This is a genomic window from Halobacteriovorax sp. YZS-3-1 (genome assembly GCF_047084945.1).
GTDB classification, from domain to species: Bacteria; Bdellovibrionota; Bacteriovoracia; order Bacteriovoracales; family Bacteriovoracaceae; genus Halobacteriovorax_A; species Halobacteriovorax_A vibrionivorans.
This window is the reverse complement of the sequence record NZ_JBKIYI010000001.1, coordinates 185,295-204,508: the sequence shown is the minus strand read 5'-3', so window position 1 is coordinate 204,508 and position 19,214 is coordinate 185,295. Positions and strand designations below refer to the sequence as shown.

At 36.0% G+C, this 19,214-nt stretch carries 15 protein-coding genes and 1 pseudogene; 10 read left to right on the top strand and 6 right to left on the bottom strand.

Features of this window, described 5'->3' with window-relative positions; genetic code table 11:
• Positions 1–3: 3 nt before the first annotated feature.
• From ribD to ribE, 4 genes and pseudogenes are all read left to right on the top strand, one after another.
• Entirely contained in the window at positions 4–1,137 is a 1,134-nt protein-coding gene (gene ribD, locus ACMAZI_RS01015) for a bifunctional diaminohydroxyphosphoribosylaminopyrimidine deaminase/5-amino-6-(5-phosphoribosylamino)uracil reductase RibD (RefSeq protein WP_412473958.1), read from the top strand.
• A complete protein-coding gene (locus ACMAZI_RS01010; protein WP_412473959.1) occupies positions 1,137–1,787 on the top strand; it encodes a riboflavin synthase in 651 nt (216 codons plus the stop codon). The genes ribD and ACMAZI_RS01010 overlap by 1 nt, the downstream gene beginning before the upstream one ends.
• Positions 1,780–2,388, top strand: a pseudogene (gene ribB, locus ACMAZI_RS01005) (3,4-dihydroxy-2-butanone-4-phosphate synthase); the annotation flags it as partial. The gene ACMAZI_RS01010 and the pseudogene ribB, both read left to right, overlap by 8 nt.
• 37 nt (positions 2,389–2,425) lie before the next feature.
• Positions 2,426–2,893 carry a 6,7-dimethyl-8-ribityllumazine synthase gene (ribE, locus tag ACMAZI_RS01000; RefSeq protein ID WP_114706036.1) on the top strand — a complete coding sequence of 156 codons (468 nt, stop codon included), beginning with the start codon at positions 2,426–2,428 and terminating at the stop codon, positions 2,891–2,893.
• A gap of 157 nt (positions 2,894–3,050) precedes the next feature.
• Here ribE and ACMAZI_RS00995 read toward each other — a convergent pair whose 3' ends face one another.
• The 6 genes from ACMAZI_RS00995 to mfd form a co-directional block, all read right to left on the bottom strand.
• Positions 3,051–3,785, bottom strand: coding sequence for a TrmH family RNA methyltransferase (locus tag ACMAZI_RS00995; RefSeq protein WP_120403968.1), 735 nt, complete (start codon positions 3,783–3,785; stop codon positions 3,051–3,053).
• Positions 3,782–6,589 (bottom strand): excinuclease ABC subunit UvrA, encoded by a 2,808-nt coding sequence (gene uvrA, locus ACMAZI_RS00990; protein WP_120403969.1) that lies wholly within the window; start codon positions 6,587–6,589, stop codon positions 3,782–3,784. Before uvrA ends, ACMAZI_RS00995 begins: the two co-directional genes overlap by 4 nt.
• Positions 6,590–6,592: 3 nt before the next feature.
• The gene (locus tag ACMAZI_RS00985) at positions 6,593–7,435 is read right to left on the bottom strand and encodes a PdxA family protein (RefSeq protein WP_120403970.1); all 843 of its coding nucleotides are present in this window, start codon (positions 7,433–7,435) and stop codon (positions 6,593–6,595) included.
• Positions 7,435–8,343, bottom strand: a complete 909-nt coding sequence (locus ACMAZI_RS00980; protein WP_120403971.1) for a hypothetical protein — start codon at positions 8,341–8,343, stop codon at positions 7,435–7,437. Before ACMAZI_RS00980 ends, ACMAZI_RS00985 begins: the two co-directional genes overlap by 1 nt.
• A 90-nt stretch (positions 8,344–8,433) precedes the next feature.
• Positions 8,434–9,240, bottom strand: a complete 807-nt coding sequence (locus tag ACMAZI_RS00975) for a peptidylprolyl isomerase (protein WP_120403972.1) — start codon at positions 9,238–9,240, stop codon at positions 8,434–8,436.
• Between the two features lie 83 nt (positions 9,241–9,323).
• Complete coding sequence (gene mfd / locus ACMAZI_RS00970; RefSeq protein ID WP_120403973.1) at positions 9,324–12,818, bottom strand: transcription-repair coupling factor; 3,495 nt, start codon at positions 12,816–12,818, stop codon at positions 9,324–9,326.
• A gap of 152 nt (positions 12,819–12,970) precedes the next feature.
• Here mfd and ACMAZI_RS00965 point away from each other — a divergent pair, with 152 nt between their 5' ends.
• Genes ACMAZI_RS00965 through ACMAZI_RS00940 form a run of 6 tightly spaced genes read left to right on the top strand, consistent with a single transcriptional unit; the run spans position 12,971 to position 19,206 of the window.
• Positions 12,971–13,387, top strand: coding sequence for an NADH-quinone oxidoreductase subunit A (locus ACMAZI_RS00965; protein ID WP_114706043.1), 417 nt, complete (start codon positions 12,971–12,973; stop codon positions 13,385–13,387).
• On the top strand, positions 13,387–14,595 hold the full coding sequence (gene nuoH / locus ACMAZI_RS00960) for an NADH-quinone oxidoreductase subunit NuoH (protein WP_114706044.1): 1,209 nt from the start codon (positions 13,387–13,389) through the stop codon (positions 14,593–14,595). The genes ACMAZI_RS00965 and nuoH overlap by 1 nt, the downstream gene beginning before the upstream one ends.
• A gap of 18 nt (positions 14,596–14,613) precedes the next feature.
• On the top strand, positions 14,614–15,147 hold the full coding sequence (locus tag ACMAZI_RS00955) for an NADH-quinone oxidoreductase subunit J (RefSeq protein WP_114706045.1): 534 nt from the start codon (positions 14,614–14,616) through the stop codon (positions 15,145–15,147).
• On the top strand, positions 15,144–15,449 hold the full coding sequence (nuoK, locus tag ACMAZI_RS00950; RefSeq protein ID WP_120403974.1) for an NADH-quinone oxidoreductase subunit NuoK: 306 nt from the start codon (positions 15,144–15,146) through the stop codon (positions 15,447–15,449). The genes ACMAZI_RS00955 and nuoK overlap by 4 nt, the downstream gene beginning before the upstream one ends.
• A 22-nt stretch (positions 15,450–15,471) precedes the next feature.
• Positions 15,472–17,655, top strand: coding sequence for an NADH-quinone oxidoreductase subunit L (locus tag ACMAZI_RS00945; RefSeq protein ID WP_334677785.1), 2,184 nt, complete (start codon positions 15,472–15,474; stop codon positions 17,653–17,655).
• An 18-nt stretch (positions 17,656–17,673) separates the two neighbouring features.
• A complete protein-coding gene (locus ACMAZI_RS00940; protein WP_233500237.1) occupies positions 17,674–19,206 on the top strand; it encodes a complex I subunit 4 family protein in 1,533 nt (510 codons plus the stop codon).
• Positions 19,207–19,214 lie beyond the last annotated feature (8 nt).

Here is a 19,214-nt window from a genome sequence, read left to right as displayed (position 1 = left end):
AACATGGAAAAGCAGGATTCTCGAGATATTGCATATATGCGTATGGCACTTGATTTGGCCAAGAAAGGTGAGGGGCAAACGTCACCAAACCCTATGGTTGGAGCAATTATTGTAAAAGATGGAATTATCTTAGGTAAGGGTTGGCATAAAAAAGCAGGCCTACCTCATGCTGAGCCAGAAGCAATCTCAGATGTCCGCGACTATCATAAGGCAGAGCTAAAAGGAGCAACGATCTATGTTACCTTAGAGCCATGTTGTCATACAAAGAAAAGAACACCTCCTTGCACTAACGCAATTTTAAAACACGGCTTTTCAAGAGTCGTTGTGGCCTGCCTTGATCCTAATCCTGAAGTCGCAGGAAATGGAATTAAGATTCTCGAGTCAGCAGGTATTGAGTGTAAAGTTGGAGTACTTGAAAAAGAGGCCGGTGAACTTAATGAAGTATTCTTTAAGTCTATGACTAAAAGGCTACCTTATATTCACCTTAAACTTGCTCAAACATTAGATGGAAAGTTATCAACAATTACTGGTGATTCGAAGTGGATAACAGATGAAAATGCACGCAAGATGGTTCACGCTTATCGTAAGAAATATGATGCAGTCATGGTTGGCCGAAAAACTCTAAATAATGATGACCCGAGTTTAAATATTCGTTTTGGCCTAGATGAAAGCGGTAAAACCCCTTTTCGAATTGTGATGGGCTCAATTTCTAAAATGGATCCATTATCGAAGATCTTTAATGACGAATATACACATAAGACAATAATTATAACTACGGGAGCCGATTACCAAGGTGCGGCGGATGATGTAGTTAAATTCTTTACTGATAAAAAGATTAGAATAGTCTTTGCTAAAAGTGATGAGAATGAAGTTGTCATTGAAGATGCCTTTGCTCAGTTAAAAGCAATTGGTGTTCATTCAATTTTAGTCGAAGGTGGAGGGATGCTTGCTTCCTCAATCTTAAAGAAAAAGCTTGCAGATAAGATGACAATCTTTGTTGCTCCAAAAATTCTTGGAGATGGAATCGGTTATTATGATGAAAAATTAGATTCAATGGCCGACGCTTTAAACTTTAATAATGTTGCAGTTAAAAATATTGGTTCTCAAGCAATGTTTGAGATCGACCCGAGGTCATAGTGTTTACAGGACTAGTAAAAGAAATAGGAAAAGTCGTAAGTGTTCGCTCAAATGCGGAAGGCAAGCTTATTGAAGTAAGTTCAAAAGAACTTCTTCCAGAGATTGCTATTGATGATTCAGTATCTATCAATGGAGCATGCCAAACAGCTGTGAAGCTAACGGATTCAACATTTGTCGTTCAAACAGTTCATACGAGTCTGGAAAAGACCACTTTAGGAAGCCTTCGTACTGGTGATGAAGTTAATCTTGAATTAGCACTTCGTGCTAGTGATCGCTTGGGTGGTCACATTGTACAAGGCCATGTTAACGACGTTGGGCAAATTATCCAAATTCAAAGTCGTGGGAATAATTATTTAGTGACTATTAAAGTAAGTCCGAAGCAAATGAAATATATTGTGAAAGAAGGATCTATTACGATTGATGGAATCTCTCTAACTGTTGCGGACGTTTTTAAAGCCGATTGTTCATTCCAACTTTCAATTATTCCACATACTTGGCAGAACACTGTCTTACGAAATCGTAGAGTGCAAAGTCTTGTAAATATTGAAGTTGATATCCTTGGAAAATATATTGAAAACTTGCTTTTTAATGGTGCTAGACGTAGTAATGATGCAAGCACACATAATTTGGAGTCCTTTTTAAATGATTGAATTTGATACTATTGAAGAAGCCATTGAAGATATTCGTCTCGGTAAGATGGTTATTGTTATCGATGATGAAAACCGTGAGAATGAAGGAGACTTCATCATGGCGGCAGACCGTATTACGCCAGAAGCAATTAACTTCATGGCAACAATTGGACGCGGTTTAATATGTACACCGATTACAAAATCTCGTGCACAGGAATTAGAGCTACCACTTATGGTTGCGCAAAATGATTCTGTTCATCATACAGCATTTACTGTTTCAATTGATGCAGCAAATGGTGGTACGGGTATTTCTTGTCAGGATCGTGCTTTAACAACAAATCTTTTAACAAATAAGAATACAAAAGCTTCAGACTTTATGAAGCCGGGACATATATTTCCATTAATTGCAAAAGATGGTGGAGTGCTTGAAAGAGATGGCCACACAGAAGCAGCTGTGGATTTAGCGCGACTTGCTGGTTGTTATCCTGCAGGAGTTATATGTGAAATCATGAGTGCAGATGGAACGATGGCCATGGCACCAGAATTGGCCAAAATTGCTAAAGAGCACGATTTAAAATTTATAACAATTAAAGACTTAATAAAATATAGACGTGAACATGAGGCGCCTTCAAAAGGTGTCACAGATTTAGGAGAAACACATGCCTAGAAATTTAGAAGGTAACTTAAATGCATCAGGGAAAAAATTTGCTATTGTTGCTGGCCGTTTTAACGAGCTAATTACAAGTAAGTTATTAGGTGGTGCAATTGATTGTATTAAAAGACACGACGGAGACGTTGAAGATATGGATATTGCTTGGGTTCCAGGCGCATTTGAAATCCCACTTGTAGCACAAAAGTTAGCGGCTTCTAAAAAGTATGACGCTGTTATTACTCTTGGTGCTGTTATTCGAGGATCAACTCCACACTTTGATTTTGTTTCAAATGAAGTTGCAAAAGGTATCTCAAAAGTTTCACTTGATACTAATGTACCAGTAACTTTTGGTGTTCTTACTGTCGATACAATTGAGCAAGCAATTGAAAGAGCAGGAACGAAGGCCGGTAATAAGGGTTGGGAAGCAGCGATGTCAGCAATTGAGATGGCCACTTTACTTGGTTCAATTGAATAAGAAAAATTACATTCAGATAAAAAATAAGGCCACTAATAATAGTGGCCTTTTTTATGGAAAAACGAAAAATGATTAAAAACTCTATCGGTGTGTGGTTAGAGCTTCGAGGTCTAAATTATAGTTAAACATGATTCTTGTCAGGTTAATAAATCCTGAATTAAAAGATAGAATGATAAAGAAAAATTGATGCAGCACTTGCTGCATTTAAATGTGCAACATAGTTTGTGATAGGAATAAAAAGTTTTTTATCGCAAGCATCAATAACTTCACGATCCATTCCATTTCCCTCATTACCAATAATTAGACATGTTTTTTGCGGATATTTAAAATCTTGAATTGAAATTGCACCTTCTTCATTCGCCGTGGCAATAACTGTATACCCTAGTTCTTGAAGCAGTGAGATATCGTTAACAAGGTTAAGTGATTTCGCAACACGCGCTTCAAAAGCATTACCCATTGATACTCTTATGCAACGTCTTAAATAAGGCGATGCGCTTTTAGCATCATAAATAATACTATCAAAGCCAAAGGCCATCGCTGCACGAGTCATTGTGCCGACATTTTCTGGTGATGTAACACCGTTAAATATAATGATACGATCACCAAGCTCTTTTATATTTAGAAGTCCACTTGTTCTAACCTTTGCAAGAATCCCATGATGTAATTTAATACCCGTTATATTTTGAAGTTCTTCTTTTGTTTTTATAAAGACTTGATCGCACTTATCATCAATAAGCTCTTTATTACGTTCATAAAATTCTTGAGTTGCAAGAATTTTTTCAACTTGGTGTTTTGATCTTAGTGCTTTGCATACGACTTTTTCAGTTTCAGCAATACAGTAGTTATCTTTAATTAAATTCTTATCTTTAAGATTATAGAATTCATCAATCATTTTAAGATCCCCTTAAGAAAGCTTCCGGTATGTGACTCCTTACACTTTGCAACTTCCTCTGGTGTTCCTGTGGCGACAATTGATCCACCTCTGTGGCCACCTTCTGGGCCAAGGTCTATAAGTTCATCTGCAACCTTAAGTACGTCAAGATTGTGTTCAATAATAATAACGGAGTTATTACTATCAACTAGATTGTTAATGGCCTTTAAAAGAACATTAATATCTTCGAAATGCAGTCCTGTGGTTGGTTCATCTAATACATATAATGTATGACCTTTTGTAGACTTTGCTAATTCTCTTGCAAGCTTTAGTCTTTGGGCCTCACCACCAGAAAGGGTAGTTGCAGGCTGTCCAAGAGTCATATAACCAAGGCCTACATCATTCATTGTTTTTAGGATACGTCCCAATCGTCTATGGTTTTTAAAAAACTCATATCCTTCTTCAATTGTCATTTCTAAGATGTCAGCTACTGATTTACCTTTATATAAAACCGAAAGTGTTTCGTTATTATAACGTCGTCCATTACATTCATTACATGTTACATAGACATCTGGCAGGAAGTGCATTTCAATTTTTTGCACACCATTACCTTCACATTCTTCACAGCGTCCACCTTTAACATTAAAGCTAAATCGCCCCGGTTTATATCCTCTAATTTGCGACTCATTAGTTGCCGCAAATAACTTTCTTACATCATCAAATAGTCCAGAGTAAGTTGCTGGGTTAGAATGTGGTGTTCTTCCAATCGGAGATTGATCTAATTCAATAACAGTTTTAATTTCATCTAGGCCTGTGATTGATTTGTAATTTGCCTTTTCATAGATTGAACGATTTGCTCTTGATAGGTGGCTTTTTACTGCTGGTATTAAAACTTCGTGAATTAGAGTTGATTTACCTGAGCCTGAAACACCGCTTACACAAACTAGCCCTCCTAGTGGGAAGTTTACATCAATCTTTTTAAGATTATTATGTTGAGCACCTTTCAATTTAATATGTTTTGTTAATTTTCTTCTTTCTTGTGGGATCGGTATCGTTTGCTTGTGATTTAAATAATCAGCAGTAAGTGATTTCTTCTTTAGAAATGCTTTTGATGTGGCATGGGCAACAACTTCTCCACCGTGTAAACCGGCACCTGGACCCATATCAATTATATAATCACTTGCCTTCATTGTGTCTTCATCGTGTTCTACAACAAGTACTGTATTTCCGAGATCTCTTAATTCTTTTAAGGTCTGTATTAAACGAACGTTATCTCTTTGATGGAGTCCGATACTTGGCTCGTCGAGAACATAGAGAACACCTGATAGTGCCGAACCAATTTGTGTGGCAAGACGAATACGTTGTGATTCCCCACCGCTTAGGGTTCTAGCTGAACGATTAAGGGTTAGATAATCAAGTCCAACGTCATTTAAGAACTTTAGTCGAGAAGTGATTTCAGTTAATAACTTTGCCCCAATCTTTTCTTTGATTCCTTCAAGCTTAAGTTCTTTAAAGAAGTCGTATGTTTCACTGAGGGGAATATCACATAATTCTATAATATTTTTTTCAGCTATTTTCGTACTAAGGGCTATTGTATTAAGACGCTTTCCTTCACACTCTGAACATTTTTGAACTTTCATGCTCTTTTCGAGCTCAACGCGTACTCTTTCAGATGTGGATTCTTTGTATTTCTTATTGAGCCAATTTATTAGTCCAGGAAATGGCTTTGAAAATTCAAAGTTTGAATTCTCTGACTTAAATTTATAAGTATAAACCTTATCTGTTCCCTCTGATAAAATCTTAAATATCTTCTTTGGCATTTTTGAAAGAGGCTGTTTAATATCGAAGCCTTCTTCTTTTAGCATGCACTCGACCATTTTATAGAGAAAGTTATTCTTCTTAGTCAGTAGGGGAATTGCTCCTTTTAGAACAGGTAAGGAGTCATCAAAGATTAACTCACTTAAGACAAATTCTTTTGATTCTCCTAGTCCATTACACTTTGGGCATGCTCCAACAGGTGAATTAAATGAGAAGAGTCTTGGTTCTAAATCAGGAAAGACTTCACCTGTAACATGAGACATATTGATTTCTGAGTATGTGTGAAATTCATCATCAATCATAACGTGGATGATCCCCATCCCTAATTTTAGGCCAAGTTCAACAGAGTCTGTTAGACGCTTTTCGATGTCCGGCTTAACAAGGATTCGATCAATTACAACAAGAATTTCATCGGTGGCTTTGAGTGACTTTATTTCGCTACTATCAAGTAGCATGATTTCATCATTTACTATAAATCGTGAAAATCCCATCGAAAGATATTTGGCCATTTGTTGCTCTAATTCTTTCTTTGTTTCATCAGTTATTTCTACCGTAATATGAAGTTTGGTTTTTTCAGGTAACTCCATTAAATCTCGAGTGATTTGACCTGGAGTATAGCTTATAACTTTTTCTCCATTATTTGGGTCGTAGAGATCTCCAACTCTTGCATAGAGAACTCTCATATAGTCATAGACTTCAGTTATTGTTCCAACAGTTGAGCGCGGATTCTTATTAGTTGTTTTTTGATCAATTGCAATTGCTGGAGATAGCCCTGTTATTGACTCTACATCTGGAGCTTGTTGCTGACCTAAGAATTGCCTTGCATAAGATGAGAGAGATTCGATATATCGACGTTGTCCTTCAGCATAGACAGTGTCAAAAGCAAGTGAGCTTTTACCAGATCCAGATGGCCCAGTGATGACTGTTAATTTGTTCTTTGGAATATCAATCGTTACGTCTTTCAAATTATGAACACGTGCTTTTACAATTTTAATTTCATCTTTCATTTTCTATACCTTTAGGGCAAGTTTTAATACGTAGTAACAGCCCATATAGTTAGCACAATCTTTTCCATAAAGATCGAAGGCCGTGCCATGGTCAACACTAAGTCTTAGAAATGGTAAGCCTAGTGTGATATTTGCACCTTTTGATTTGAACATTGTTTTAAATGGTGCAAGTCCTTGGTCGTGATACATATACACAAATAATTTATCATGAGCAAAGCAGTCATTAATAAAAAGTCCATCAGCAGGTAGTGGACCACTGACTTTCTGTTTAACTGTTAAGCCTTTGATGGCATTTGTGACTTCTTTTTCCTCATCACCGAGTATACCACCTTCACCGGCATGTGGGTTGATACCACTTATGATAATTTCATTTAAATTGCCGAAGTATTTTGTGTAGTTATCAACGCAGATATTGATTTTTTTGTGAATAAGATCAGAATTTATTTTGGTAGGAACTTCTTTAAGAGGTATATGATCTGTAATAAGTAAGACGTTTGCCTCATATGATTTAAAGAACATAACGATATTCTCGTTGTCATATCTCTTTCTAAAGTACTCTGTATGGCCTGATACATTTTTACCATCAAAGAATAATTCATCCTTTGTGGTTGGCATTGTAACTAATATATCGTTTGGCCCACATTTATTACATGCAAGCTCTAAAGCATTGTGAGAATAGGGAGCCTTCACAGCTGTATAGCTAAGAGATGAAGGAAGCTCTTTTGTAAATTCTTCACCAACAAAGAGATGAAATTGTTCTTGTTGTGCCGATGATAGAAGAGAGTAGGCTTTTAAGAAAACCTCAAGGCCAATTCCCTTCTCATGTCCAGCTGTTACATAGATCATTAGTATGTTTTAACGTAGTGATTCGACTTTTCTCTTTCAAACCACATTTTTGTAACTTCCTTTGCCTTTCTCTCATAGATTTTGGCACGGATTTGTGGTTTTGATTGTTGATAAAGTGATGATTCAACAACATCACGTGTTTTTACGTAGAAAATATGTGTGGCACCCATCATCTCAATTGGTTGAGTGAATTCACCTTCTTGTGTTTTATTTAAAAGACGTTGTAGCTTATCTGTTAGGCCATCAGCTGTAATGTCTCCAAGAGTTGATGTTTCGATCGAACCATACTCATTTGGAAGTGGTCCACCTTTTTGGAATGATTGCATCGACTTTCTAAAATGCGCATACTTACTCTTTGGTACAATTGAAGGATCAATTGAGAAGTCCACAAGTGTATAACGATATGAAACAGTCTTATTATTTACATTTTGCTTAAAGAATTCATTCTTTATCTCTTGTTCACTTACAGAGATGAGAGGAATAATAACAACTGAATTAAAATGATTAAATTCAATTGCTTCTTTGTTAAGTTCAAAGAATTCGTCAAAATTTGTATTATTCTTTTTTAAGAATGCAATTAGATCTGCACGACTAAGGCCAAGGCGTTGTTCTTTTCTTTTAATTTCTTTCTCAACTGTAGCGTCTGAAATTACATATCCTTGCTCAGCAAGTGTAGAGCGGATGATAAATTTTCTTATAAATAACTCAGCAATTTCTTTATCTGTGAAATTTTCTTGTTTGTAGATAAAAGGAGAAATGTTTTGACGAATAGGGAGTGATTTTTTAACACGATCGATCATTGATTTTGTAATGATATGATCATCAACAACGGCCGCTATTTTATCAAGAAGTTTTGCATTGATATTTAATGTTGAAAAAGTAAGGGCCAGTAATAAAAAAAGCCTCATGAACACCTCTATTTATCGTTCTTAGTATCATTATTTACTAGAACAATAATTTATCGTGCCCATGAGGCTTGTGCAAATTATTTGCGCTATTTACTTTAGTTTTTCGTCTAAAATTTTAATTTTTGCTTTTTTACGTAAGTTCTCGAAATAATTAGCAATGATTTTATCTCTCTTTCTATCGTAAACAAACTTTTTATAAACACCCATATTGATCTCATCAAATTTCTTAACTCCTAGAACCTTTACAACATGGTAACCAAGTTGAGTTCTAACAGGGCGTGTAATGTATCCATCTTTTTGACCTTTTATTGCTGCAAAGTATTCAGGTGCCATAAAGAATGCTGGTTGGTACCCAAGGTCACCACCTGTATGAGCATTTGGCGCTTGAGAATACTTATTAGCTAATTCAGCAAATTTAGTTGGCTCTTTTGTAACTTCTGAATGAATTTCAAAAATTTTCTTTTGTGCTGCTTCAATCTCATTTTGAGATGGGGCAACGCGAACTCTTAGAAGAATATGAGCAGTACGATATTCAGGATATTCTTCATAGAATTTTTTAACATCCTTATCTGTCACTTTAATTTTCTTAAATTCATCTTCAAGATCTTTAGAAACTTGTGCGTTAAATAAAACTTCATTCATTTTTCTTTTAACGTCTGGATCATTTTGAAGCTTTGCTTTTCTTGCTTTTTCTAAACCTAGTTTCTTATTGATAAGATCAGTTAGTACACGCTTCATTGTTACTGGGTCTTCAGAGACAACATATTTATTAAGAAGATACGCTTGATCAAGCTCTTCTTTTGTTATCTTTTCGCCATTAACTTCTGCAACGATCTTTTTAGGGGCAGCTTGAGCTCCTAAAGTGATTAGTAAACCAAGAATGATTTTACCGAACATATTGATATCCTTTTCAAATTATTGAAATTTAGTTCCTTCTTTATCTTAATTGTACCAAATTTATTAAAAACTTATAAATTTCACTAAGATGGAACTATTTTTTCCGCAATTTCCTGACAGAACTCGACTAAAGAGCTCGGAGATATCGTCGTTTTATTGGTAAAAATCAACTTAAAGTCTGGAGTGAAACGATATTTACGTGGCATACCAAGAAAGTTGTTCAAAATATTATTTCTAAGCTCTTCATTGGCCTCAACCATGTCGCGATCAAATTGAAAAATGATTGAATTATCCATAAGTTGAGCAGATTTTATTCCACATGGCATTAGATATGAACGTGCTTCAAGAATTGCTATCAATTGATTAAATTCTTCAGGACCTGGCCCGTAGATATCAAAGATTGTTTCTTTTAGAGCTGTGATTTCATCAATTGATGTGGAGTTTGATAGTTGCTTGTAATATTTAAGTCTCTCACTCGACTCACTGATAAAGTGAGCTGGAATGAATGCCGCAAAAGGAGTATTGATTTCAATATCCTTTTTGATGATTTTCTTTTCTCCTCGCAATTCTTGAATGGCCTCAGTTAAAAGTTCCATATAAAGTTCGAGACCAATTGCTTCGATATGCCCTGATTGGTGAGCACCAAGTATATCTCCGGCCCCGCGAATCTCAAGATCACAATTTGCAATTTGAAAACCACTTCCCATGTCTGCATAAGTTTGTAGAGCTTTTAATCGTTTGGCCGCAACCTCTGTAATATTGCGATTATTTGGAACAACAAAGTAACAATAAGCTTTTTTATCAGAGCGTCCAATGCGTCCACGTAATTGGTGTAATTGAGCAAGGCCATATCGATCGGCACGATCCACAATCATAGTATTTGCATTTGGAATATCAATTCCAGATTCGATGATAGTTGTGGAAATTAGGATCTGGTAAGCACCGTTATAAAAAGCAGAGATGCGTGATTCAAGCTCTTTTTCCGGTAGCTGTCCATGAGCGTAAACGATTTTGGCATCCGGTACTAGCTCTCTAATATATGCAGTATAGTTTTCAATATCTTGAACTCGATTGTGAACAATAAAAACTTGTCCACCTCGTTTAAGTTCTCGATTAATTGCCGACTGTATAGTGTGATCGTCTTCTTTTATAAGATAAGTTTTAATCGACTGCCTTCTTGGTGGGGCGGTCTTAATTAAAGCAAGATCTTTTAAACCTAAGAATGAAAGTTGTAGTGTTCTAGGAATTGGTGTTGCAGTTAGAGTTAAGAAATCAACTGATGATTTTAAAAGTTTTAATTTATTCTTATGGGCAACCCCAAAGCGTTGCTCTTCATCAACAACAACAAGTCCTAGGTCTTTAAATTTGATCGTTTTACCGAGGAGCTTATGTGTTCCAACGATAATATCAATTTCACCCTTTTCAAGTTTTTCTTTTGTTTCTTTTTCATCTTTACCAGTTTTAAAACGTGATAAGTAATCGATACGAACAGGGAACTTCTCAAATCTTTTAACAAATGAATTATAATGCTGAAGAGCTAGAACTGTTGTTGGAACTAGTATTGCAACTTGTTTTCCATCAAGTACTGCTTTAAAAGCTGCACGCATAGCAACTTCCGTCTTTCCAAATCCAACATCTCCACAAACAAGAAAATCCATTGCAGACTTTGCCTGCATTTTATCAATTACTGAATCAATAGCATTTTTCTGATCAGGAGTTTCATTAAATGGAAATGATAACTCAAACTCTTTATAATCATGGTCAGGTGGTGAAAATGAAAAGGCTTGTGTTGACGCCCTTTCAGCTTGTAACTTTAAAAGATCAAAAGCTAGTTTTTTTACAGAGTCTTTAGCACGTGCTTTAAGCGCAGAGAATTTATTTGTCCTTAAACTATCGACATTGACCTTGACCTCACCACCAGCGTGCTTTTGGATAAGGTTCATTTTATAGATAGGAACAAAAACTTTATCGTTACCTTTATATAGAATGACAAGGTAGTCGGATTTTGAACCGCCAATATCCATGGCCTCAAGACCTAAGTATTTTCCAATACCATGTTTAGAGTGGATGACATAGTCGCCTTCTTTTAGTGATGCTAATTGTTCAGCAAAGAGATCAATATCTTTAATCTTAGAAACTTTTGCTTTATCTCGACGAATAGCAAAGAGATCACTGTCTGAGATAACTAGTAATTTATCGCTAGGGTAATAGAATCCCTCAGTCAGTTTAAAATTAATAAAATCAATTCTACTTTGTATTTCACCAGACAATTCAAACATTTCAATTAAATGTTTGATCTCATTTTTTGAATTATCATTTTGAATAGTAAAAATAATTTTACCTGAATATTTAAAGTCGTTTTTTAAATGATCAAATAATCCAGATAAGAACTCTTTTTTTGAATGATAATTAATATCAAACTTAGAGATATAAGACTTAAAAGGTGCAAGACCTAGATCCACTACATTAGTATCATGATCAATTTGAGCATTAATATTTAGATGATTTAAATTAAGAACATTCTCTTTACGTAAACGATCGATAGTTGATAAGTCATAGAAATATTCTGGTGAAGGAAGTAGTTCTTCAGTTTCTTCAAAATCTGTTGATAATTCATCATAATAATTTGTGAGATTATCTTCTGTATTATCTCGATCAAAAACGATAGTTAACCAGTTTTCATCAATATAATCGAGTAATGATTCTGTTTCATTTGGTTTAAAAAATAATGGTGTGTAGACTGGGTGATTTTCAAAGAGCATTCCGTTTGAAAGTTTTGAAAATAATTCATTTCTAGCTTCAAGAAGTTCTCTTTGGTTGGCCCTTGGTCTTGGTAGATTATCGCGAAGATTATTTGAATAATGAGATTCACAAAAAATTGAAGGGCCTGGAGTAATCGTTAAGCTTTGAACTTTTTTGTCTTTAATTGTTTTTAAAGTCTCTTTATCGATTTCAAAAATTTCCTCAATCATTTCATCAAAGTAGTGAATACGTATCGGGTGCATTCCTACTGGATAGATATCAAAGATTTCACCTTTCTTAGAAAATGTACCTTGCTCTTCAACAGTGAATGAAGAAGTGTAGCCAAGCGATACTAATTTTCCAGCTAATTCATCTGGAGAGATAATATCTGATTCTTCAATTTTAAAAGTTGTTTCATTAAAAAATTCTTTTGGAGGTACTTTTAAAGATAATGCTTCTATTGATGTAATGACTGTTAGGTCACTATTTTTTCTTGATATTATTTTTTTTAATGCTGAGTGTCGGGCAAGTTGTGCACTTTCTGATGAATACATTCCAGAATATGGTGATGCGTCAAGCCCAGGATAAAAAACAAGATTTATTTTTAAAAAACTAGATTTTACTAATTCATAATACTGTTCAGCTTCATCTTGATTTTCGAAAATCAATAAATTTGGTGGATGATCATAGCTCTTATTTTGATTAAGTAAAAACTTGAAGAACGCCCAGTACTCCCTGTTTATACCATCAATAGTGAGGTCATGTTGCTTAGTGTCTAACCAAGATAATAGCTTTGTGCGCAGTGGTGTAAATAAATCCATGTCGTTTTTTAACATAATTTCATGTCATGAAAAAGAATTTATGCATTGGCCCATGCGTTACTAAATAGAAGATATTACTCAAAAAAAGAAGGGCCAATTTATTTCCAAAGTGCTAGTAATCGTGTAATATTTGGAAACTTACTTTACTTATACATGGAGAATTATCGATGTCGCAGAACTTTGACGTCTATATGCCGGTGTTAATTTTAGCAGTCGTGGCAGTAGTGGCTTTTGTTGGTACATTGCTTGTTGGTCGTTTAGTAAGACCAAATAATCCAACGGAACTTAAGCAAACACCTTATGAATGTGGTGAGGAGCCAACAGGCGCAGCGTGGTCAAACTTTAATGTTCGTTTCTACGTTATTGCCTTAGTCTTTCTTATCTTTGACGTAGAGGGCGCTTTGATGTTTCCGGTGGCAACAGTTTATAAAAACTTCGTCGACATTGGACAAGGTGGTGCAGTTCTTGGATCACTACTAATGTTCATCATTATTCTAAGTTTAGGTTTAGTTTATTGCTGGAAAAAGGGTGACCTTGATTGGGTTAAGTCTTATGAAGCAAATATAGATGGGAAGGATAAATAATGAATGAAACGATAGTATCGTATTTATCACAAGCTCCTGGCTTTTCTATGGCCGTTGATGGTTTATCAAAGCTATTAGGTTTTGATGCAACTGGAGTTGTAACTTTTTTAATCTTCTTAGTTTTTTCACTTGTGATTGTTGGTGCACTTTCTGCAGTAGGTGGTCTTGGGACTTATGCTGAAAGAAAGATCTCTGCCGATCTACAAATGAGACAAGGTCCAAACAGAGTTGGTCCTTTTGGTATCCTTCAGTTTTTAGCTGATGGTGTGAAGATGCTTTTAAAAGAAGATGTTGTACCACGTGATGCAGATAAATTTATGTTTAATCTGGCACCGATGATGGCACTTGTTGGTGTATTCATGTCACTAGCAGTTGTACCATTTTCAAGTGGCTTTACTCTTACACATTTAAACGTTGGTGTTTTCTACTTAGTAGGTGTTAGTTCACTTGTTGGTGTTGCTATCTTCCTTGGTGGTTACGCTTCAAACTCAAAGTGGTCAATGCTTGGTGGTATGAGAGGTGCTTCACAAATTATTTCTTATGAAGTTCCAGTAACACTTTCGCTTCTTGCAATTGTTGTAATGACAGGTTCTCTTTCATTTAAGGGAATAACGGAAGCTCAAGGTGGTCTACCTCATCAGTGGTTTGTTCTACACAATCCATTTACTTTTATCGGTTTCTTTATTCTTTTCATTGGTGTTTTAGCTGAGACAAACAGGGCGCCATTTGACCTTCCGGAAGCTGAGTCAGAACTTGTTTCTGGTTACCATACAGAATTCACAGGTATGAAGTTCGCATTCTTCGCACTTGCAGAATATATTGAAGTATTTGTTGTTTGCGGTGTTGTTGCTGCTCTTTTCCTTGGTGGTTATCAAGTACCATTTGGACTTGGGACAGGTGAATTCGTAAACAAACTAGTTCCAGCCGCACATCCTATGATTGGAAAGCAAGTTGGAAACTTCTTACAACTTGGTTCTTTTGTAACTAAGACTTTACTACTTTATTACGTTGTAATCTGGATTAGATGGACACTACCAAGAATGAGAGTTGATTCTCTAATGGTACTTTGTTGGAAATATTTAACTCCAATTGCACTATTTAACTTAATTGGTTGTGCTGTATGGCTTTATCTATTTAATGGTAAGTCAATGTGGGCAATCCTTGGAAAAGTAATCGCATCTGCATCAGCTGGTGCGGGCGGACACTAATATTTAAGGATATTTGAGATGTTTATTAACACAATGTTTTTAATTTCAGCTGCGGCAACTATTATAGGAGCATTCCTAGTCGCCGTTTCTAAAAATTTAATGCATGCATGTATTTTCCTTCTACTTTCTCTTTTTGGAGTAGCTGGGCTTTATGCAACTCTAGGCGCTGACTTCTTAGCAGCAACTCAGTTAGTTGTTTATGCAGGTGGTGTTGTAATTCTTATGCTATTTGCCATCATGTTAACTGGTGGTATTGAACAAGCTTTTAATAAGTTTGGACTTAAGAAAGTTGCAGCCATGGGAACAACAAAAACTTATGCAACAGCAGGCTTTATGATGATTGTTATGAGTTTTGTTCTAATGAAGATACTTGCACCAGTTCTTAAAGTTCAAAAGCATGTTGAGCTTGAAGGTATTAAGCCAACAGTAAATGAGATTGGAACTAAATTAATTACAGACCATGTTTTAGCTTTCGAAATTTCATCGATTCTTCTACTTGGTGCACTTGTTGGTGCAGCTGTAATTTCTAGACCAAGGAGAATTAGAAAATGATTTCACTAACATCATACTTGTTAATTTCTTTTTTCTTATTCTTGGCCGGTGTTGCGGTTATGGTTGCAAGAAAGAATATTATTGCAATCATGCTAGGAATTGAATTAATTCTAAACGCTGCAGGTTTAAACTTTGCAGCTTATACAAGATTTGCAAACCAGAATATTGACGGTCATATAATGTCATTATTCATTATTGTTATTGCTGCAGCAGAAGCGGCAGTTGGTTTAGCGATTGTGATTCGTTTCTTCCAAGTTAAAGATACGATTCACATTGATGACGCTACTGAACTACAAAGTTAATTAAGAGATATAAGGGAAGAAAATGGATTATACGATTTCTAGTATTGCTCCAATTGTTTTACTACCGTTCTTTGCTTTCGTAATTAATGCATTTATTGCATCACGCTTTACGAGAACGGCCGTTGCAATCAGTTGTGCAGCAATCGCAGGTTCGACAATTTATGCGTGGAGAATTTTTAGCGATTTCGTTTTTGGAACGTATTCAGCTAACTACCACATTCACAAAGTATTCACTTGGTTTGACCTAAATGGTGGTGGTCAAGAGTTCGCAGTTAAGATGGGATTCTACATCGATAATATGACTGCTGTTCTAGTTATGATGGTTACGGCCGTTGCAACACTGATCCACATTTTCTCAACTTGGTATATGAAAGATGACATGAACTACGGTAGAAACGGACGTTTCTTCACTTATATGTCACTCTTTACTTCAGCAATGCTTGGTCTATCACTTTCAGATAACTTACTTTCAGTATTTATCTTTTGGGAGATCATGGGATTCTGTTCATACTCACTAATTGGTCACTACTATGAAAAAGAAGTTGCTGGTGCAGCTAACGTAAAAGCTTTCATGACAACAAGAGTAGGGGATGTTTTCTTCCTTCTAGGTATTGTTGCTCTTTGGACTGTTGTTGGTTCAGTAAGCTTCGTTGATCTTTATAATGCAATTGATGCTGGTGGTTTAGTTGGTAAGGCCGTTATTGGAATTCCTTTAGCAACTTTTGCTGGTATGTGTATCTTCATGGGGACAATCGGTAAGTCAGCTCAATTCCCTTTAAACGTTTGGCTACCGGATGCGATGAATGGTCCTACTCCATGTTCAGCACTAATTCACGCTGCAACAATGGTTGCTGCTGGTGTTTATCTATCTTTAAGAATTTATCCACTTCTTGATGCTGGTGGACTATTAACTTTTGTTGCTTATATTGGTGGTATCACTGCTTTCGGTGCAGCGACTATCGCTCTTGTTCAAACAGACTTTAAAGCGGTTCTTGCTTTCTCAACAATTTCACAACTTGGTTACATGGTACTAGGTATTGGTGTTGGGTCTTATAATGCTGCTTTCATGCACCTAATTACTCACGCTGTTTTCAAGGCTTGTTTATTCTTAAGTGCAGGTTCTGTTATTCACTCACTTCATGATCACCACACACATGCTCACGTACAAGAAATGCCGAGAATGGGTGGTCTAAGACATAAAATGAAATTCACTTGGTTTGCAATGTGGTGTTGTACTCTTGCAATCGCAGGTATTCCTTTCTTCTCAGGTTTCGTATCTAAAGATAGAATCCTAGGAGATGCATTAATTGAAGCACTTCATTCACCAGTTATGATTGCTCCAGCAGTACTTGGTTTCATGGGTGCACTACTTACTGCATTCTATATGTGTCGTATGATGTTCCTTGCTTTCCACGGTAAGCCAAGAGACAAAGAAGTTTACGATCACTGCCATGAAGAAAAGTTTTCATGGAATAGAAACCTTCCACTATTACTACTTGCTGTATTTACACTAGGTGTATGGTTCTCAGGTTCTTTAACAGGTCAAGGATTTGTTAAGGTTGCTGATAAGGCAAACGGTAAATATGAGTGGTTCCAAACTTTAATTCAAAAGCCTAAGAAAGGTCAGTTTGAAAATTATAAGAGAGAAGCTCTAGGCTCAATTGATGTTCGTGAAAAAGGAACATTTACTAAGTCTAAGTATGACTCTACTTACGGTCTTTCTGAAGAAGAAGCACATCACATTCACCAGGTTCACTATATTGGTGCTGGTATGTCGATTGTAATTGCTTTTACTGGTGTATTCATCGCTATGATGATGTATCTGTGGGGTAAATGGAATCCAGGATTCTGGGTTAATACATTCAACCGTTACTACAGAACACTTCAGGGTAAATACTTTATGGATGAGTTCTATATTGATGGATTAATCAAGAAAGGACTTCTTCCATTTAATAACCTATTAGCTAAATTTGACATGGGATTCTATGACAGATTTGCAATTGATGGTTGGGCCGTAGTAACTCGTTTTACAATGAGAATTTCGGCTTGGTTCGATAATTTATTTGTCGACACAATTATGGTTGATGGAACAGGTGCAAGTGTACGTCTTTTTAACGTTATCTTGAGAACTATTCAGAACGGAAAGATCCAGTTCTACATCGCAATTATATTTTTAGTACTATTTGGTTATATTTTAGCTTTATAAGAGAATTAAGGAGTTACAGTGAACGCACATTCTAATCTATTAAGTTGGATTCTGTGGATGCCTATGATCGGTGTTCTTGGGGTACTTTTATTACCTAAGGCAAAAGAGACGGCAATCAGAGTATGGTCATTGATAAATACTGTGATCACACTTGTTTTATCAGGTTGTCTATATTTAAAATTCGACAATACTGTTCCAGGTATGCAGGAAATGTTTACCATTAAGAAAGCATGGATCCCGCAGTTTAATATTTTCTATCACCTTGGAGTTGATGGTATTTCACTTCCAATGGTTCTACTGACAGCGCTTTTATTTGCGATCTGTATCCTTTCTTCTTGGACTGTTAAGAAGCAAATTAAGGGTTACTTTGCATTACTACTAATGCTTCAGTCGACTGTCTTTGGTGTTTTCTTCGCATTAGACTTCTTCCTATTCTATGTTTACTGGGAAGTAATGCTTATTCCAATGTTCTTCTTAATCGGAATTTGGGGTGGAGAAAATAGAGAATACGCAGCTGTTAAATTCTTTTTATATACATTCTTTGGTTCAATCCTAATGCTTGTTGGTATGGTTGCTCTATACTTCGTAACAGGTCAAGGTGTTGACTCATTCAATATTCTAGCTCTTTCTGGTGGTAAGTTTGTAAACGAAACTGTTGAACTATTCGGAATGGCCCTACCATTTGCAAAAGTATTCTTCGTAGCACTTTTCATTGGTTTTGCTATTAAAGTTCCAGTATTTCCTTTCCATACTTGGCTACCACACGCTCACGTACAGGCACCAACAGCGATCTCAGTTATCCTTGCCGGTGTACTACTTAAGATGGGTACTTATGGTTTCTTAAGAATTGCGTTCCCAATTTTCCCATCAGCTTCTGTTTACTTTGCAGATGCTATTGCGTGGCTAGGTCTTATTAACGTTATTTACGGTGCATTCTGTGCCATGGCACAAAACGATGTTAAGAAACTTGTTGCATACTCTTCAGTTTCTCACATGGGATTCGTAATGTTAGGTCTTGCAGCAATGACTGTTCAAGGTATGAATGGTGCTGTTCTACAGATGTTCAACCATGGTACTTCAACTGCAATGATGTTCCTTCTTATTGGTATTCTTTATGAAAGATCACACCACAGATGGATCGTTAGACCAGATGGAACAAAAGGTTTTGGTGGTCTTTATACACAACTTCCAAAATACTCAATTGTTTTCATCATCGCGATGTTCGCATCAATGGGTCTACCAGGACTTTCAGGTTTCATCTCTGAAGCTTTAATTTTCCTAGGGATCTACGATAGATTTACAACAATCACTGTAATTGCAGTTCTTGGTCTACTACTAGGTGCAGCTTACTTACTATGGATGTTCAAGAGAATGTTCTTTGGTGAAGTTATTGAAGAAAATAAATCTTACACAGATATGAATGCTAGAGAAATCTTCTACATGCTTCCACTTTGTGTGGCAGTAATTGTATTCGGTATTTATCCGTCTCCACTACTGAACATGATGAAGGCTTCTGTAGGTAAACTAGTTTCATTATTAGCGACTTTTTAATAGTCAAT